This window comes from Saprospiraceae bacterium, from assembly GCA_026129545.1.
Taxonomy (GTDB): Bacteria; Bacteroidota; Bacteroidia; order Chitinophagales; family Saprospiraceae; genus M3007.
On record JAHCHX010000003.1, the window covers coordinates 380,370 to 399,528 of the forward strand.

8 protein-coding genes and 2 tRNA genes are annotated in these 19,159 nt (G+C 56.8%); 5 read left to right on the forward strand and 5 right to left on the reverse strand.

The annotated features are described in order from the left end of the window. Positions 1-12: 12 nt before the first annotated feature. Both KIS77_19495 and KIS77_19500 read left to right on the forward strand, forming a co-directional pair. Positions 13-312 (forward strand): DUF190 domain-containing protein, encoded by a 300-nt coding sequence (locus KIS77_19495; GenBank protein ID MCW5924513.1) that lies wholly within the window; start codon positions 13-15, stop codon positions 310-312. A gap of 48 nt (positions 313-360) precedes the next feature. Continuing rightward, complete coding sequence (locus KIS77_19500; protein ID MCW5924514.1) at positions 361-3,471, forward strand: efflux RND transporter permease subunit; 3,111 nt, start codon at positions 361-363, stop codon at positions 3,469-3,471. 17 nt (positions 3,472-3,488) lie between these two features. Here the strand turns inward: KIS77_19500 and KIS77_19505 are convergent, their stop codons facing one another. Then, positions 3,489-4,658 (reverse strand): ATP-binding protein, encoded by a 1,170-nt coding sequence (locus tag KIS77_19505; protein ID MCW5924515.1) that lies wholly within the window; start codon positions 4,656-4,658, stop codon positions 3,489-3,491. A gap of 253 nt (positions 4,659-4,911) precedes the next feature. On the opposite strand from KIS77_19505, the gene KIS77_19510 reads away from it, so the two are divergent. Beyond that, positions 4,912-7,338, forward strand: a complete 2,427-nt coding sequence (locus KIS77_19510; protein ID MCW5924516.1) for a TonB-dependent receptor — start codon at positions 4,912-4,914, stop codon at positions 7,336-7,338. A 192-nt stretch (positions 7,339-7,530) separates the two neighbouring features. Here the strand turns inward: KIS77_19510 and KIS77_19515 are convergent, their stop codons facing one another. From KIS77_19515 to KIS77_19530, 4 genes are all read right to left on the reverse strand, one after another. Further along, a complete protein-coding gene (locus tag KIS77_19515; GenBank protein ID MCW5924517.1) occupies positions 7,531-14,229 on the reverse strand; it encodes a DUF4397 domain-containing protein in 6,699 nt (2,232 codons plus the stop codon). A gap of 275 nt (positions 14,230-14,504) precedes the next feature. Continuing rightward, positions 14,505-17,783 carry a T9SS type A sorting domain-containing protein gene (locus KIS77_19520; protein MCW5924518.1) on the reverse strand — a complete coding sequence of 1,093 codons (3,279 nt, stop codon included), beginning with the start codon at positions 17,781-17,783 and terminating at the stop codon, positions 14,505-14,507. Positions 17,784-17,895: 112 nt separating this feature from the next. Then, a complete protein-coding gene (locus tag KIS77_19525; GenBank protein ID MCW5924519.1) occupies positions 17,896-18,264 on the reverse strand; it encodes a diacylglycerol kinase family protein in 369 nt (122 codons plus the stop codon). After that, the gene (locus KIS77_19530) at positions 18,239-18,613 is read right to left on the reverse strand and encodes a hypothetical protein (GenBank protein ID MCW5924520.1); all 375 of its coding nucleotides are present in this window, start codon (positions 18,611-18,613) and stop codon (positions 18,239-18,241) included. Before KIS77_19530 ends, KIS77_19525 begins: the two co-directional genes overlap by 26 nt. A gap of 123 nt (positions 18,614-18,736) precedes the next feature. Here KIS77_19530 and KIS77_19535 point away from each other — a divergent pair. After that, a tRNA-Ser gene (locus tag KIS77_19535) sits at positions 18,737-18,824 on the forward strand. Between the two features lie 61 nt (positions 18,825-18,885). Further along, positions 18,886-18,972, forward strand: a tRNA-Ser gene (locus KIS77_19540). Positions 18,973-19,159: the final 187 nt, after the last annotated feature.

The following is a 19,159-nucleotide window of genomic DNA, read 5'->3' on the forward strand; positions in this document are numbered from 1 at the left end:
TCTTCTCAAACCATGTTACAAGCGCAAATTTTCATAGACGCAGACGAACTCCGGGGCACGCAACTGCTCGCCGACTTCATCATGCAGGTATTGATTTCCCACAAAATCAAAGGCGCGACCGTGCTGCGCGGGCGCTTTGGCTTCGGCGAAAACCAGCACCTGAAGCGCCCGCACGAACTGTTCAGTTTCGACGAAACACCCCTGCTCATCACGTTCATTGACGAGGCGGGAAAAGTCAAAACCGCGCTCACCGCCTTGCGCCGGGAATGGCAAGGCGGCTTCATCGTGACCCATGCCGTGGAAAAATGGTAAATCCTTAGCCGTGCAGGCCGCACGCCCCGCACAAAAACGGACAACATCGTGATCAGAAACCTCCTCATATTCAGCCTCCGCAACCGCTGGTTGGTGGTGGCCGCCAGCCTCGCCGTCATGGCGGCGGGCTATTTTTGCTTCACCCAACTGAAAATCGAGGCATACCCCGACATCGCCGACACCAACGTCATCGTGGTGGCGCAATACGAGGGCCGTGCCGCCGAAGAAGTGGAGCAGCAGGTGACCGTACCCATCGAGCGCGCCTTGCAGAACACGCCCAACGTGCTCGACCGCCGCAGCCGCACCATCTTCGGGCTGTCCGTGGTGCAACTCACCTTCCAAGACGGCACCGACGACTACTTCGCCCGGCAGCAGGTCATCGAGCGCCTCGCCACCGCCGAACTGCCCGAGGGCGTGGAACCGGAACTGGCCCCCCTCTCCACCGCCGTGGGCGAGATTTTCCGCTATGTGGTGGAAGCCCCGCCCGCGTTCACCCCCACCGACCTGCGCGACTTGCAAGACTGGGTCATCAAGCCCTATCTGCTCCAAACGGCAGGCGTGGCCGACATCGCCACCTTCGGCGGGCCGCTCAAGCAGTTCCACATCCTGACCGACCCCGACCGGCTGCGCAAGTACGGCCTGACCATCGCCGACCTCGAGGCCGCCGTGACGGCCAACAACCAAAACACCGGCGGCAACATTATCGAACGGGGCGGGCAGGGCTTTGCCGTGCGCGGGCTGGGCGCCATCAAAACGCTCGACGACATCCGCAACATCGTCCTGAAAGCCGACAACGGGGCACCCGTTTTCGTGCGCGACGTGGCCAGCGTCGAAATCGCACCGCCCCCGCCGAGCGGCGTGCTGGGCTACACCGTGCCCTCCGAAAACATCAACGTGAGCAACGGCGTGGAGGGCATCGTGCTGCTGCGCCGCTACGAGAACCCCAGCGAGGTGCTCGCCGAACTCAAGCAGCGCATCGCCGACCTGCAAGCCCACGAACTGCCCGAGGGTGTGACCATCCGCACCCTCTACGACCGCAGTTTCCTCATTGACCACTCGTTGCACACCGTGGGCAAGACGCTTTTTGAGGGCGTGAGCATTGTGGTCATCATCCTCATCTTTTTCCTCGGCAGCGCGCGCAGCGCCTTGGTGGTGGCGCTCACCATCCCGTTCTCGCTCCTGTTTGCCTTCATCCTCATGCGCTTCACGGGCATACCCGCCAACCTGCTCTCGCTCGGCGCCATTGACTTCGGCATCATCGTGGACGGGGCCTGCATCATGGTGGAGCACCTCATCCGCAAGTACCGCACCGCCAGCACGGCGGAAAAGCGCGAGGGCATCGTCAAGATCACCCTCCTCTCGGCGCAGGAGGTAGGGCGGGAAATCTTTTTCTCCGTCACCATCATCATCTTGGCCTACATGCCCATCTTGCTGATGACGCGGGTGGAGGGCAAACTGTTTTCGCCCATGGCGCTCACGTTGGCCTTCGCGGTGGTCGGCTCCATGTTGGCGGCGCTGACCTTCATCCCGGTGCTCATTTCCTTTGTCTATGCCAAGGCCATTTCCGACCCCGACCAGCCCCTGAAAGCGCACGACAACCGGGTGCTGAATTTTGTGGAAAAACACTACGAGCGGCTGCTGGGCTACCTGATGCGGCATTACAGGCGAACGGTGGCCGTCGGCTTCGCCGCCGTGCTCCTGCTGTTGGCCTTCGGGGCGAAATTGGGCACCGAGTTTTTGCCCGAACTCGACGAAGGCTCCATCTTCCTGCGGGGCAATTTCCCGGCGGGCATCACCATCCGCGAAAACGCCAAGTATGCCCCTACCATCCGGGAAATCATCGCCCGATACCCGCAGGTGGCCTTTGTCATCACCCAGACTGGCCGCAACGACGACGGCACCGACCCCTTCCCGACCAACCGCAACGAAATCCTCATCGGCCTGAAAGACTACGACGAGTGGAGCCATACCATCACCAAAAAAGAACTCATCCGGCGCATCAAGGGCGACTTGGAGGCCGCTCTGCCGAGCGTGCGCTTTTCCTCCGGGCAACCCATCATTGACCAGGTTATGGAAATCGTGACCGGCAGCGCCGCCGACCTCGCCGTGTCCATCGTAGGCACCGACCTGACCCTCATGCGCAGCAAGGCCGACAGCATCGCCGCCATCATGGCCACCCTGCGGGGCAGCGAGAGCGTAAACATTGAGCAGGAGGGCACGCAGGCGCAACTGGCCATCGAGATCAACCGCGAGCGGGCGGCCCGCTACGGCATCAACGTGGCCGACATCCAGAACATGGTGGAGGCTGCCATCGGGGGCAAGACCATTTCGGTGCTGTACGACGGCACCAAGCGCTACGACATCGTGCTGCGCTACCTGCCGGAATTCCGCAACAACGTGGACGAGGTGCAAAAACTGCTCGTGCCCGCAGCCTCCGGTGCCCTCATCCCCATGAGCGAACTGGCACAGGTGCATTTTGTGGAAGGGCAGACGAACATCTATCGGTACAGCAACAAGCGCATGGTGACCGTGCGCACCAACATCCGCGGGCGCGACCAAGGCGGCTTCGTGCGCGAACTGAACGCCCGCATCGAGCAGGAAATGACCATCCCCAAGGGCTACGAAATCGTGTTCGGCGGGCAGTACGAAAACCTCGAACGGGCGGGCGGGCAGTTGCTGCTCACCATTCCGCTCACCTTGGTGTTGGTGTTTTCGTTTCTGTTCATGCTCTACCGCAACTTCCGCGATACGCTCATCACGGCGGCCTGCATCCTGTTCGCGCTGGCGGGCGGCATCATCGCGCTGCTGCTGCGGGGCTACTATTTCAACGTGTCGGCGGGCGTGGGCTTTGTGTCCATCTTCGGCATATCCGTCATGGCGGGCGTGCTGTTGGTGTCGGCGCTGAACCGGGAGGCATTCAACGAGGGCTTGTCCGCGCCGCTCGTGCTGTCCGTCTCCAAAAGCCAGTTGCGGGCCGTGCTGTCCATCCTCGTCTTGGCCATTCTGGGCCTCGTGCCCGCCGCCCTTTCGAGCGGTATCGGCTCCGATGTGCAGCGGCCCTTGGCCACGGTCATCATCGGCGGGCTGACGAGCACGCTGGTGTTCACGCCGTTGGTGATTCCGGCGTTGTATTGGTGGGCACATGGGAGGGCCGATTGACGGGCAACGGCGCTTGCCTACAAATTCCCCAAATTCCGCCACGACTCGATTTTTGCCGCGCTGCGGTGTTGCCCCTCGTCGCCCGCATAGATGACATAGTTGTTGCCGACGCTGCGGTGTTCGGGCGCGTTGTTTCTGAAGGACTGAATGCCTTTAAAAAACTCTGCTTTGGGCGTGAAACTATATTTCATTTCAAAGAGGTTGGTGCTCAGCCCTTCCAGCGATACCAAGTCCACTTCAACGTGGTGGTTGTCTTTCCAGAAATAGAAATCCGGTCGGCGGTTGCGGTTGTACCGGTTTTTCATCAGTTCGACGATGACCAAGTTCTCGAACAGGCTGCCTCGGCTATAGTGTTGCTGGATTTGTGTGCTTTCTGCGATGCCCAGCAGGTAGCACAGCAAGCCGGTATCATAAAAATACAGCTTGTGCGATTTGACCAACCGTTTGTTGAAGTTTTCAAAAAAAGGCGGCAATTGAAACAGGATGTAGCTCGCCTCTAGGACGGATAGCCAGTTTCGGACGGTCTGCACGGAAATAGCCGCCTCGGTGGCCAGCGCCTGAAGATTGACGGGTTGTCCGACACGCCCTGCACACAAGCGCAGGAAAATTTGAAAAGCGTTCAGGTCCTTGACGTTCAATACGCTGCGCACATCGCGCTCGGCGTATGTTTCCAAATAACTTTGAAAATAAACCGCTGGTTCGGTTTTTCGGTCGTACAAGACCGGATAGCCTCCCCAGTAAATAGCCGCTTCGATTTCGGCAGGTTTCAGCCCGGGGTCCGAGGCCTCCAGTTCGGCATGGCTGAGGGGCAATAAGCGAAAGATGGCCACCCTGCCTGCTAGGCTCTGGGTTATTTTTTCGAGCAACAAAAAATTTTGAGAGCCGGACAAAATGAACTGGCCCATGATCTTGTCCTCGTCCACTTTCACCTGCAAGTAGGAAAAGAGCGCAGGCACGCGCTGAGCCTCGTCGAACACCACCATTTTGTCGTATTCGCGCAAAAAACCGTTTGGGTCCTGCTCAAAAAACAGTCGGCTGTCCGGGTTCTCGAAGTTCACATATCGGTATTCCGGGAACATCCCGCGCAGCAAGGTCGTCTTTCCGCTCTGGCGCGGGCCGGTCACGGAGATAATCGGGTAATGGGAGAGCAAGTCTTGGATAGGCTGGGCAATCTGACGAGCGATCATACTGTTTTTTGTGCAAAAATATCAATCTACTTTGTTTTTTGCACAAAATTTAACGCTTTCGATTTGCTGGTCTTGAGCCGTGCGGACCGTTGGTTCCACTGGTTCCGCCTGATTTAGCGTGCATTTTGGAGGGCAACCCTCGCGGGTTTGCCTAACTTTGGGCAATCAATTACAGACCGCAGAGGAATTCGAGGTGTTTAAAAAACAGTTGATGGGGTGAAGATGAGCACAAGTTCCTCCCGTTTTTTAGATCATGAGACAAGGTAAAATAAACACAACCCTCGCCCTCCTCTTCCTCCCTCTCTGCCTCTTAGCCCAAAACAGCGTGGCTATACAAGGGACGGTTTTGGACAAAATCGCGCGAGAAGGGTTGCCCTACGCCACTGTGGCGCTGTTGGACACCGACAAAAAAATCGTGACGGGCGCCACGACCGACGAGGCGGGCCGTTTCCAATTGTCGGCGCAACCGGCAGACACTTTTTTTATCAAAGTGCAGTACATCGGGTTTCAGACGCTTGACACCCTGTTGGCTACCCAAGCAGGCAATACCACCCTGAACGTCATGCTGTTGCTCGCGCCGAACACGAGCGAATTGCAGGAGGTGACCATCCAGGCGGAGCGAGCGGCAGGCTCGGTGCAAATGGACAAACAGACGTTCAACGTGGCCAAACTCGGCAATACCGCTGCCGGGACGGGGCTGGATGTGCTGCAACGCCTGCCGTCGGTCACCATCAATGCCGAGGGCAAAATACTGATGCGGGGCAATGCCGAATTTTTGGTGACGGTCAACGGCAAGTTCACCAATCAAACGCCCGCCGACGTGCTGGCCCAACTGCCCGCCAACGTCATCGAATCCATCGAGATCATCGCCTCGCCGTCGGCCAGCCTCGATGCCGAGGGCAAGGCGGGCATCATCAATATCGTCACCAAAACGCACGTCCCCGAGGGCAAGGGCATCATTGCCAACATCAACCTGAGCAATGCCGAGCGCTATGGCGGCGATTTCACGCTGCACCACGCCCGGAGCCGGTTCAACACCTTCGTGACCGCCAATTTCCGCCAGTACAACATCGGCGGCTACCGCAAGGGCGAAATCCGAACACTGTACCAAGACACGGTCACCTACTCGCCCTCGGCTGGCGAACGCCCCACCGCCGAGCGCATTTATGGCATCCGGGGCGGCACGACCTACAACGTGGACAAGTCCACCACCGTCAGCACCGCCATATTTTATGGCTACCGGCAAAACGACCGCACCGCCAACCTGCACTATCGGCAGTATGCCGGCGCAGCACAGCCGCTTGATTTGTACCAGTCGTTCGACGACTCGGCGCTGGAGCGGACGTTTTACAACCAAAACCTGTTCGTCCGAACGGGGCGTTTTTTCACGGCAAACACCGATTTCACGAAGACTTTCCGCGACCAAAGCAAACTCGCCCTGACGGGCATCTACGAACACTCGGTGCTGGGCGGCCCGCTGCGAAACCAAGACAACGAACATCCCGGCGGCCCTTTGCTCCTCCGCGAACGCTCTGATGAAACCAGCCCGCTAAACGCCTGGCGCCTGCAGGCGGACTACGCCCGCCACCTGTTTGGACACTTCACCCTCGAAACGGGCTATCAGTGGCGCACCGTCCACCATGAGGGCACGTTCGTCTTCGAGCGCCTGGACATCCCGTCCGATACTTGGGAAAAAGACCCGGAGTTCAACGATGCGCTCGACCTGCGGCAGAGCATCCACGCGGGCTATGTGCAACTGAACGGCCGGCACGGGCCGCTCCAGTTCCGCGCGGGTCTCCGGGGTGAGCAGATGTTCCGCAGCCTGACCCACCTGCGCGGGCAAGGCCCCGTCGAGCTCAACCAGTTCGACTTGTTTCCGTCGCTCCAGGCGCTTTGGAAACTGAAAGACGAGCAGGACTTGAAATTCGGCTATTCCAAACGCATTGACCGACCGACCACCAAGGCGCTGTCGCCGTTCAAAAACCACCGCCACTCCGAAGCGATCTGGATCGGCGACCCCAACTTGCAGCCCGAAATCACGCACAACCTCGAATTGGCCTACATCCACCGGCGCCAAGCGGGCACCTTCGCCCTCACGGCCTATCACAACCGCACGTCCAACCTCATCTTCCGGGTCAACGACAACTACAACCGCATCACGCTGCTGACCATCTCCACCAACGCGGGCAACAGCCGCTCGACGGGGCTGGAGGCCGTTTCCGATTGGCAGGCGGCCAAGTGGTTCAACCTGTACCTGTCCGGCAATGCGTACCTGTTCCAAATCAACAACATCGAAAACGCCACCACCGAGCGCACCCAAAGCGTGAACTACAACCTGAACGGCAACTTGGCCTTCAAAATAGCGCCCAAATGGCGCGCGCAATGGAACACGACCTACGTTTCCCGCACCGTCACGGCACAGGGCAACGACACGGATTTGCTGCTGTCCAACATCGGGGTCCGGTACTCCGTGAGCAAGCACTGGTCGGTGGAGCTGCTGTTCCAGAATATCTTTGACACTAACCGTCAGACCATCACGACGAGGGGCACCTTGTTCTATTCGTCCACGGAGTATTCCAAGTACGACCGCATCGTGCAGTTGAACGTGGGCTACCGGTTCAATGAAAGCGGCAAGAGCGCGAAGAGCGTGAAGACGGAGTACGGGGAGCGGGATTTTTAGAGACTGATTTAAAATCCCTCACCGGGCAGGAGTTTTTTTACCCGGATGAAAATGATTTGAGCAGGCATATTTTCGCAAACCACTTTCCGTTGGGTGTAAAACAGTCTCTTGGGACGATGAGTTGATAAACAAAATGCGCCGAGGTTCCCCTCGACGCATTTTTTTATTCCATCTCAATCGTTGAAAAAAACATTACGGTTTCTGCACCACGAACTTCATCGTGCGGATGCCCGCATCGGAAACGATTTCCAATTGGTACAAACCGGGCGATAGGAAGCCCACGTCAAGTCGTTGGGCGAAGTAGCCAGCGTTCACGGTGCCGAAGTCGCCTTCGTACACCATGCGCCCCGTCACGTCGCGCACGGCATAGCGCAGATTTTCTGTTTCGGTCAGGTTGAAACGCACAAACAGGTCAGCCACCGTCGGGTTGGGTGCCAATTGCATGTTGCTGATTTTGGTGTCCAGCTCATTGGTGCTGACGAGTTCCTCCAAGGGGAAGGTGTTGCCATTGGCTTCCGCTGCCCATACTTGGAATCCGGGTTGGCCGCTGGAGAAAAATCCCGAAGCAAAGAGCGTAAGCGCAGCATTCCCGAAGTTGTTGAGCGTGGCGCGATACGTTTTCAGTACCGCCGCGTTGTTGTCAGCGGGTGTCACCTGAACGATGTAGGTGCTCGGTGGCACGCTGATGTAGTCGGCAAATTCGCCAAATGCCACATCATCGTACAGCACGGGGCCGCCTGCCAACTGCACATCCACCGCCGGAGCATCGGGAGAGCCGTGGAAAAGCGAGGCCTCCACATTGCCAGCCGTGTAGGCGCGATGGCGAGCATCGTCGTTGACAATCAAGCTAAAGCCTGGGTTGCCACCCACGACACCGGCAGCCATGATGACATAGGTCTTGCTGGTCTCAAGCCCCGTGACGGGCAGGCTGTATATTGCTTGCCCCACCGAAGTGCTATTGGCTGGTGCCACCGAAAGCGTGAAAGGCACGTTGGCCGGGAAGAAGCCGAAATTCGTGGCCTGACGGAAAGCGAAGTCGTTGAGCACCAAGAAATCATCAAAATAGACATCCACCGTTGGGTTGGGGGCGTTGTGGATAACTTGGGTACGCGCATAAGCAGGCAACGGGAAGGTGGTGCCATCGGGCAAAGCAATCCAGAGGTCGAAGTCAGGGTCGAGGCCGGGAATGCCTGTGGCGAACACCAGGCCTACCAAACCACCCAAGTCGGAGAAATCGCCGCCCCAAACACCAAGGCTTGGCAGGGGGGCGCTCGTCGGTGCCACCTCGAAGAGATAGACATCCGGGTCGAGCGACAGATAGTCGGTGAACGTGCCGTAGGGGAAATCCGTCAGCACGGGCGCATCGGCTGCCAATGGAAGCGTCACGTTCACGTTGGGCGCGCCAGGTGAGCCGTGGTGAATAGCCAGTTCCAATTTAGTTGGGTCGAGCGCGCGTTCGCGGCCCATGTCGTTGACCAACAAATCAAATCCAGGGTTGCCACCCACCGTGCCACTCGCCACCACAATGTACGTCTTGCGGTTTTCAAACGTCACCGGGAAGGTGGCAATCACATCATTCACCGAGGTGCTGTTGCCCAGGGCGATGCCAATTTCAAGTTGTGTCTCCGCTGGAACGTAGCCAAAAGAAGTGGCCGTGCGGAACTCAAAATTATCGAGCAACAAATCAGCCCCCACATACACGTCCACCGTTGGGTTGGGCGAGTTGTGAATGATTTGCACCCTTGCCACAGGCGTGTTAGGCAGTTCAATCACCGTACCGTCGGGGAATACCGCAAACAGCCCGTAGTCGTTGTTGCCCGCGACACCGCTGGTGAAAATCCGAGCGGGTTGTTCGGCAAATACATTCGGGTCGAGATAGTGCGTGCCCAACAAATCGGTGGAGTTGGCCAACGTGACATCAAGGATAATGTCGTCGGCAGGCAATTCGGCATATCCCGAAAACGCACCAAAAGCCAACTCGTCGAAAATGGTACCGATAAGGCGCTCATTCACACCTATGTCGAATACAAACGGCGTGTAAAATCCGTGGAAAGCACTGATGACGGTAGCGCCCAACGTGCCAGTCTCGCGGGCATTGCCGTCCGCGTAAAGATTGAACGGATACAGCGGGTCGCCCACGATGCCAGCAGCCATCACGGTGTAGGCACGTCCTTCCTCAAAATTGACGGAGAAAGTGGCGATAGCATCGGCAGCCGAGCTGCTGTTGTCCAAAGCCACCCCGACCTCGATATCGCGGTCGGCAGGGATATCCACAAACGGCGTGGCCGTGCGGAAGGCAAAATTGTCAATAAGCAAAGTGTTGCCTGCGTACACATCCACCGTCGGGTCGGGCGAGTTATGCACCACCTGCACCCGTGCGGTCGGCGTGAGCGGCAACTCGATGACCGTGCCGTTGGGCAAAGCAGCGAACAGGCCAAAAGCGGGCGAGCCACCAAGAATACCACTGGCAAAAACGTAAGCCGCTCCACCTGCAAGCCCCGTCAAATCGGCGCGATACGAAGCCAGCACATTGGGCGTGCCAGCCGGCCGCACGGCGAGGTCGTACTTGTCGGGCGCAAGGCCTATGTAAGAGGTGAACGCGCCGTAGGCAAGATTGTCCACCACATCGTCCACAAGGAAAACGGCATCCACATCCACTGCCGGAGCGCCGGGGGAGCCATGCAGCACCGCCACATCCACGTCACCAGCAATCAAAGCAGCCTCGCGTGCTTCCGTGTTCGTGATGAGCGTGAATGGCGTGGTCAAATCACCCAAAATACCCGAAGCCGTGGCAATGTAAGTCCTGCCTTCAAAGAACAGAGCGGGGAAAGTGGCAATGGCATCGTCCACCGAAGTGCTGTTGGCGGGGGCCACCGCTATCGAAATTTGCACATTGGCCAACACATCAATAAACGGCGTGGCCGTGCGGAACTCAAAATCGTCCAGCAACAAGTTGCCATTCACATACACGTCCACCGTGGGGCTGGGCGAGTTGTGGATGATTTGCAACCGTGCTTGCGGCGGAGCGCCCACTTCGGGGAACTCAACCACCGTGCCATCGGCCAGCGCCGCGAACAGGCCAAAACCGGGCGTATCATTCAGAATGCCGCTCGCAAACACCCGAGCCGAAGCCCCAGCCAATACGCTCAAATCCGCTTGATAAAAGCCCACCGTCTGGTTGGTGCCAGCGACTTTCACTTGCAGGATGTAGTTGCCGGGATTGACGGCGAGATAGGGCGAGAATTCGCCAAAAGCCAAATTTGTGATGATATTGGCACCACCCGCGATAGCCACATCCACTGCCGGAGCGCCAGGCGAGCCATGCAAAGTGGCAAATTCAACCTTCGTCGGGTCAATAGCCGCCTCACGCGACTCATCCGCCAACAAATCGAACGGCGTATCCGGGTCGCTCACAATACCATTGGCAAAAACAGCGTAGGCCTTGCCCGTTTCAAAATTGACCGGGAAAGCCAACAGCACGTCGGCAGAGGAAGTGCTGCCACTACCCGCCACACCGACGGTGAAAGTTCTGTCAGCCGGAATCGTGACATAGGGAGTAGCCGTGCGGAAAGCAAAGTCATCGAGCAGCAAAGTATTGCCCGCATACACGTCCACCGTAGGGTTGGGAGAGTTGTGAATCACCTGCACCCGTGCCGTAGGGGTTGTTTGCAGTTCCACCACCTGACCATCGTTCAAAGCAGCGAAGAGGCCAAAATCTGGCACACCGCCCAACAAACCGCTGGCAAAGACCGTAGCGGAGGCACCTTCCAAAGCAGTCAAATCAGCGCGATAGGAGAACAACACGCCGGAAGTCCCTGCTGCGCGAATAGCGAAGTCGTATTTGTTGGCAGCAAGCGGGAGATAGTCCGAGTATTCGCCGTAGGCCAAATCCTGCACCACGTTGTCGGCATCAAACACCGCATCCACGTCCACCGCAGGCGCGTTGGTGACACCATGAAACACCGCCACGTCCACGCCGTTGGGCGATTGAGCGCCCGCCCTGCCGTTTTCGTTCACAAACAAGGTGAAAGGCGTGGTCAAGTCACCCACGATGCCACCAGCCGTCACGACGTAGGTTTTACCCACCTCGAAGGTCACGTTGAACGTGGCAAAAGCATCGTCGGCGGAAGTGCTGTTGGCTGGAGCCACTTTTATCTCGAGCGGCGTGTCGCCGGGTACCTCGACAAATGGCGTGGCAGAGCGGAATTCAAAATCGTCGAGCAAAAGCTCGTCGTTGACATACACGTCCACCGTGCCAGAAACGCTATTGTGGATTATCTGGACGGTCGCCGAAATGGTGGCAGCGGGGAATTCCACCACCGTGCCGTCGGGGAAGGCCGCAAACAAGCCAAACGAGGGGGTACCATTCAGCAAGCCACTGGCAAACACACGGGCTGCCTGACCTTCCCGACCGCTCAAATCGGCGCGGAAAGTACCCACCACATCGCTCGAACCCGCAGGTTTCACCTGAAGGAAATACAAGTCCGGGTCAACACCAAGATAAGGTTCAAATTCTCCATACTCAATGTCGCTGATGAGCGTCGGGCCATTGTAAAGCGCGATGTCCACTGCCGGGGCATCCGGTGCGCCATGCAGCGTTGCGAACTCAAACTTGTCGGCATCTACTGCCGCCTCGCGGGCCTCGTCGGCCAGCAGCGTGAACGGCGTGGTGGCATTGCCCACAATGCCGGAAGCAAAAACCGAGTACGTTTTGCCTGTTTCAAAATTCACATTGGCATTAAAAATAGCATCAGCCGACGAGGTGCTGCCCGCAGGCGCCACCCCTACGTTGATGTCAATGTCCGCAGGAATATCAATGAACGGCGTGGCCGTCCTGAATTCAAAATCGCTGAGCAATTTGGTGACACCCGCGTACACATCCACCGTCGGTTCAGGCGAGTTGTGCACGATTTGCACCCGTGCGGTCGGCGTGGCAGGCAATTCGATGATAGTGCCATCAGGCAGCACGGCAAACAATCCGAACGCCGGGGTGCCGCCCAGCAAGCCGCTGGCAAACAAATACGCAACTTGGCCATCCAAACTGCTCAAATCGGCACGGAAACTTGCCACAGCGGTTGGAGCGCCAGCCGGGCGCACGGCGAGGTCGTACTTGGCAGCCGGAACGTTGAGGTAAGTGGTAAACTCGCCATAGGCCAGATTTTCCACCAAGTTGTTGACCACAAACGCCGCGTCAACGTCCACCGCGGGCGCACCGGGCGAGCCATGATGCACGGCCACGTCGAAACCCGTGGGCGAACCAGTTTCTTTAGCATTCGCATCCACCATCAAAGTGAACGGCGTGGAAGGATTGCCCACAATGCCAGCGGCAAACACGGCGTACGTCTTGCCCGCTTCCAGACTCACCTGGAACGTGGCCAGCGCATCAGCAGAGGAGTCGCTGTCTTCGCCAGCCACGCCTACCACAAACTCGCGGTCGGCAGGCACACTGATGAAAGGTGTGGCCGTGCGAAAGGCAAAATTGTCGAGCAAGCGCAAGCGCCCGGCATACACGTCCACCGTCGGGTCAGGCGAGTTGTGTACCACCTGCCAACGGGCAAAAGGCGTCACCGTCAGCTGTTCCACCGTGCCGTCGGGGTGTGCGGCAAAGAGACCAAACTCTGGCGGGCTGCTGACAAAGCCACTGGCAAAAATGGTCACGCCCTTGCCTTTAAGGTCAGTGAGGTCGGTGCGGAAGGTCTCCACCGCGTTGGAGGTTCCGGCCACACGCACAGTGAGGTCGTTTTTGCCCGGCAACACACTCAGGTACTCGCTGGCAAAGCTTCCGTAGGCCACACCCGTCGCGTAGTCATTTTTTTCAAAAATCACATCAATATCCACATTGGGCGCATCCGAGCTGCCATGGAAAAACACGATATCCGTCAGGTCGGCATCGTCGGAAATTTCGCGCCCATCCGCTTTGATGGCCAATTCAAGCGGCGCGTTCGGGTCGCCCACAATTCCGTTGGCCACCACGACGTAGGTCGCGCCATTTTCCAAAGCCGCTTGAAAGTTTTTCAACGTGTCGCCCACTTCAAGGCTGTTTTCCAAAGCCACGCCGATGTTCGTAAGACCCGCAGGCAAAAACACAAAAGGCGAAGCGGTGCGATAAGCAAAATCATCAAGCGCCAAAACACCATTGACATACACATCCACCCCTTGGTCGGGCGAGTTGTGAATGACCTGCACACGAGCCACAGGCGACGAGGGCAATTCCACAGTGACACCGTTGGGAAGAGCTGCCCACAATCCAAACCCAGGAGAGCCACCGAGCAAGCCGCTGGCAAACACACGGGCGGCATTGCCAGCCAAGCCCGTCAAATCAGCCCTGAATGTGCCGACAATGGCACTGCCTCCAGCGGGCTTCACATCCAGATAATACACACCGGGGTCGAATTCCAGATAAGGCGTGAACTCCCCGTAGGCGATGTTCGACACAATCTTGCTTCCGGTACGCACCACGACATCCACCGCAGGGGCATCGGGTGCTCCATGCAACACATTGACAGCCACTTTGGCAGGGTTGACCGCGTTTTGGCGAGCGTTGTCGTCCACCAAAAGCGTGAACGGAGTGACGACGTTGCCCGCGATGCCCGAAGCCGTGACGGCGTACGTCTTGCCATCTTCGAGCGTCAGCGTGGTGCTGAAAAAAGCATCGCCCACCGAGCTACTGTTGCCCGGAGCCACCGAGACCATGAGCGGGACCCCTGTCGGCAGCGGGATAAACGGCGTTGCTGTTCGAAAAGCAAAGTCGTTGAGCGTCAGTGTACCATTCACATACACATCCACCTCTGGGTCGGGGGAGTTGTGAATGACTTGCAGGTTGGCGAACTGCGCCTGCGCCGCGACTACCGAAAGCAGCAGCGCGAGAAGGGTGTTGATTAAATGTTTCATGCTTGTGAGAGGAGATTGGTTTGTGTAAAAATTCGGTTTGTAATGCAATGCCGCTCATAACACCTCCTTTCCCCATGTGTTTAGGGTTTGCCCGTTATTTGTTGAACAAAAGCGAGCGGAGTGACTAAAATTGGCATTTTAAAAAATCGGAAAAACTTGGGTGGAGGATGGAAGGGACGCATTTCACTGTCATGTATGTGATGCTTAAAAAAAAGCCCCCGCAGCGAGTTGTGCGCACGCTGCGGGGGGCTGTGATTTTACTAAATCCACCCCAACTACTGCTTCACAAACGACCCTTCTACCCTGCCGATGGCGCTCAACAGCGACAACCGATACACGCCAGCGGGCAAATCCGATACATCGAGCAGGAAATTGTTGCCACTCGCCACGGTGAGGGTACGCACCCGGCGGCCGTCGGCGTGATAGAGCTCGACGGTGGCTTCGCCGATAGGTATGCCGTTTTGTACCTGCACCAACACGTTCAGCCACGAGGAGACCGGATTGGGCGACAAGGTCAGGCGAGCATTGCTACCCGGATTGACGACCGCCACGATGCAGTCAACCGTGCCTACCTGAACGTCGTCGGCACAGTCTGGATTCAGGTGGTCCACCACCCCGAACTTGTAGTTCGTCGCATCGTCGCCAGGGAATGGGCCGATGATGATAGGCTGCGGGTGGTTGTAGGGGTAGTTGCCGTAGTTGCTGCCATTGCCCACAATATCGAATCCTTCACTGCCGCCATTCTTGTGTTTGAAGGTGATGACCGCGAAAAACTCATTGCAAAGGCAAGGTGTCTTGACGACTTGCAAATCCCAAATATCGCACGGTGCCTGCCCGAGGCAATCGGGCACGCTGAACTCTTTCGTGCGGCAGCAGAGCGTGCCAATGTTGGAGGCCGGAAAACAAACTTTTACCACATCGTGCTGACCGCCATCCCACGGGAAGTTGGGAATGTAAAGCGGCAACGAATCAAGCGCAAAGAGGCCGAGGAACTCGCCGTTGGCCCACACCCCGAATTGATTGCCCGGCGGGTTCTGCACTTGGAAATTGAGCCAGACCTGATAGGTGCTGTCGCTGGTGCAGTCGCCTGTCTCTACTGTCAGATCGTAGATTTCGCACGGGCCGCCGGGGTTGAGGCAGTCGGGCACCTTGAATCCTTTGGTGCGGCAGCAGGCCGTCCCGGGGATGTTCGCGTTGACGAGACACACTTTGATTTCATCTTGCTGACCACCGCCCCATGGGAAATCCGCGATGTAAAGCGGCAACGAGTCGAGGCTGTAAGAATCGTACAGCACGCCATTTATCCAAAGGGAGAAAGTGTTGCTCGTCGGGTTCTGCACTTGGAAATTGAGCCAGACCTGATAGGTGCTGTCGCTGGTGCAGTCGCCCGTCTCTACTGTCAGATTGTAGATTTCGCACGGGCCGCCGGGGTTGAGGCAGTCGGGCACCTTAAATTCGAGCGTCTTGCAGCAGCCTACGATGGTGTTGCTGATAAAACACACTTTCACCACGTCGTTCGGGCCGCCGTCCCAAGGGAAATCGGGAATGTAAAGCGGCAGCGAATCGAGGCTGTAATTGCCAAGGAATTGTCCGTTGGCCCACACTCCAAACTGGTTGCCAATCGGGTTGGCGACGGAGAAATTGAGCCACACCTCATAAGTGCTGTTGGTGGTGCAGTCGCCCGTTTCCACTGTCAGGTTTGATATTTCGCAAGGGCCTGTGCCAGCACAGCAATCGGGCGCTTGGAACTCAACCAAAGTGCAGCAACCTGGGCTGTCTTTGATGCAAATTTTCAATTTGCCGAGCAACGTGTTGTTGCATGGAAACGCCGGGATGGTGATGGGCAACTGACTCAGCGGGAACATACCAAGATAAATGCCATTGGCTGTCCAAACCTCAAAAAAGTCGCTGCCGGGGTTGTTTGCCTCAAAGTCCAGCGTCACGGAATATGTCTGGTTGCCGATGTTGCACGGCCCAGCCGTGACCGAAACATTCAAAATGGAACAAGTATCGCCCGTGAGACAGTCCGGCACTTCAAATTCCTTGGCCAAACAGCAAGAATCAAGGCTGACACTGTCGTTCACACAAATGCTCACCACATCCACATCATTGCCACTCCAGGGGAAACTATCAAACACGAGCGGCACGGAGTCAATCGAAAACGTCCCCAACGAGACCCCGTTGGCCCACACCTCGAACGTGCCGTCACCGGGATTGGTAGCCTGAAAATTGAGCCGCACCTTGTAAGTGCTGTCCGAAGTGCAGGCACCCGTTTGCACAAAAATATCCGTCACCTCGCAAGGGCCAAAAGGCACGCAATCGGGCGAGCGGAACTGAAATTCCTGACAGCAAGTAGGCGCATTGCCCGTGCAAACCTTCAGATGGCTAAAAATGCCGTTGTTCCACGGGAAATCAGCAATATACAGCGGCAACTGGTCCATGCCAAAAGTGCCGAGCGGGAGGCCGTTGCCCCACAGCTGGAAAGAATCAACGGCAGCAGGGTCGTTCACTGTGAAATTCACCCAGACTCCAAAAGTGCTGTCGGAAGTGCAAGAGTCCGTCTCCACGCTCAAGCCTTTGATGCCGCATGGGTAGATAGGCAAGCAATCGGGCACTGCGAACTCGAGCGTTTTGCAGCAAACAATCTGCGGCGGCCCACTCGTGTTCAGCAAGTCAACAATGCAGACCTTCACCACATCCTTGGCTCCCCCATCCCAAGGGAAACTGTCAATGGAGAGCGGCAAATCGCTCAAATTGAAATAGCCGAGCAATGAGTCGTTCGCCCAAACACCAAACTGCGTGAGCGGCGGAATGGGGGTGGTAGTGGCGGGCGAAAAATTCAATTTCACCTGATAAGTACTGTCAGACGTGCAGTCGCCTGTTTGAACGCTTAAATCCAAAATATTGCAAGGCAAGCCCAAGCACGAAGGAGCAGCAAACTGAATCTTCGCGCAGCAGTTAGGCTTGTCTTTGATGCACACCGTCAGTTCGTCAGTCAAATCGCCATCCCACGGGAAATTGGGGATGCCGAGTGGCAGTTGGGCCAACGCAAAAGCGCCTAAATACGCGCCATTGCCCGCCCACACCTGAAAGGAATCGGCGTTGGGGTTCGACACTTGAAAATCCAACTTCAGCTTGTACGTCAGCGAGCCGGGCACACAATCGCCCACCTCCACTTTCACATTGTAAATTTCGCACGTCGTGGTCGAGAAACACCCCGGCACTTGGGCCGTCGTCGAGTCCCGACAATCCTGAAAAATCGCGTCAGTTACCACAAATTGCTTGCTCGAAGGAGCAGGGTCAGCTGTAAAAGGACCAAGCGTCAGCGGCACTTGGTTGTAGGTGAAGATGCCGTAATTGTTGCCATCGCCCGTCACGACAAACTGATTGGTCGTGCCAACGTGCTTGAAGTCAAGTTTCACAAAATACTGGCAGGCATTGGGGGTGAGCGGCGAGACCGTAGCGGTAAGGTCCTGAATGCTGCACTGATTCTGCGCGGGCAGCCACCCCGTCACAAACAGCAATAGCATCGGTAGTAAGGATGATAAACGCATGGGATAAAAAGAGTTTGATGAAAAAATCGGTTGAGAAACCGGTTTGAAGAGGATACATCGGAGATACGCGCTAAACGCTATTCGCTGCGCATTATTCCACTGTTTTTCTCAATTATTGCGTCAAATAAGGCCAAATTTTCGGGAAAAATATCAGCCCCCCCACAATGGCAGCCCCTACCGCCAACACCAACACCGCTGCGGCGGATGCGTCTTTCGCTTTGCCTGCCAAAGGGTGAAAATCGGGCGATACCAAATCCGTCAAGTATTCCAAGGCCGTGTTCATGGCCTCAGCAGCCACGACCACCGCAATGCAAAGCACCACCGCGACCCATTCGAGCGCCGATATTTTGAAAAAAAAGCCTGCAAGCGTGACAACCACCGCAGCAAATACGTGAATCCGCGCGTTTGGCTGGCTGCGCCACAAGTCGGCCAAGCCCATCAAAGCAAAGCGAAAGCTATCGGTGCGTTTCCGAAGACTCATCAGCAGGATATTTATTTTTTGAAGGAGGCGTGTCCGGGTGCATTTGGTCACGCGCCGGCATTTCCAGCGGAATGGAAGAAGGGGAAAAATGGGAGGGGTCACTGATTTCGTGTTTGAAAAAACTAATGGCCGCGCTGCAACCGAGACACACAAACATCAAGCGCGACTTGTTGATTACCAGAAAAAAAAGCCCCAGCAACAAAAAGCCCATAGCCACCAGCACGGCGTTTTCGCCCCACCATTGAACGGCGGGAAGTCGGGGAGGAAAAATACAGGTCAGCGAACCCGCCAGCAATAACAACGTCAGCCCCTGCCGCACCCGCCGATTGTCGAAAAAGCGAACATTCATGGGTCGGCAAAGGTACAACCAAACCCCTTGAAAATTTCTGCTTTACTCCCGGCTTGCTTTTTGCTAAATGTCATTTTACCTTTGCACCCGCTTTTTCGGCACAAGCCGATTTTTGACACAAAAGGAGAGATGTCCGAGTGGTTTAAGGAGCGCGCCTGGAAAGTGCGTATACGTCACAAGCGTATCCGGGGTTCGAATCCCCGTCTCTCCGCGATGAAATCGTTGTTGCCCGCCCGGATGAATATCCGTTCGGACGGGCAACAACAAAACTCGGAGAGGTGGCAGAGTGGTTTAATGCACCTGATTCGAAATCAGACGTACCTGCGAGGGTACCGGGGGTTCGAATCCCTCCCTCTCCGCACTTTTTTTCATTTTGAGTAGTCTTGGCTAGCCATCCATGTGTCTTCTTGTAGAAGAGGAAACATGAAAATCGCCGAAGATTACTTGAGTTTGCATAAAGCGCACTTCGCCACTTGGCAAGTGCGCTTTTTTCTTTCCAAATGTTACCCGCGTAAACTTCCACCCACCCACGTGCCCGCACCTTTG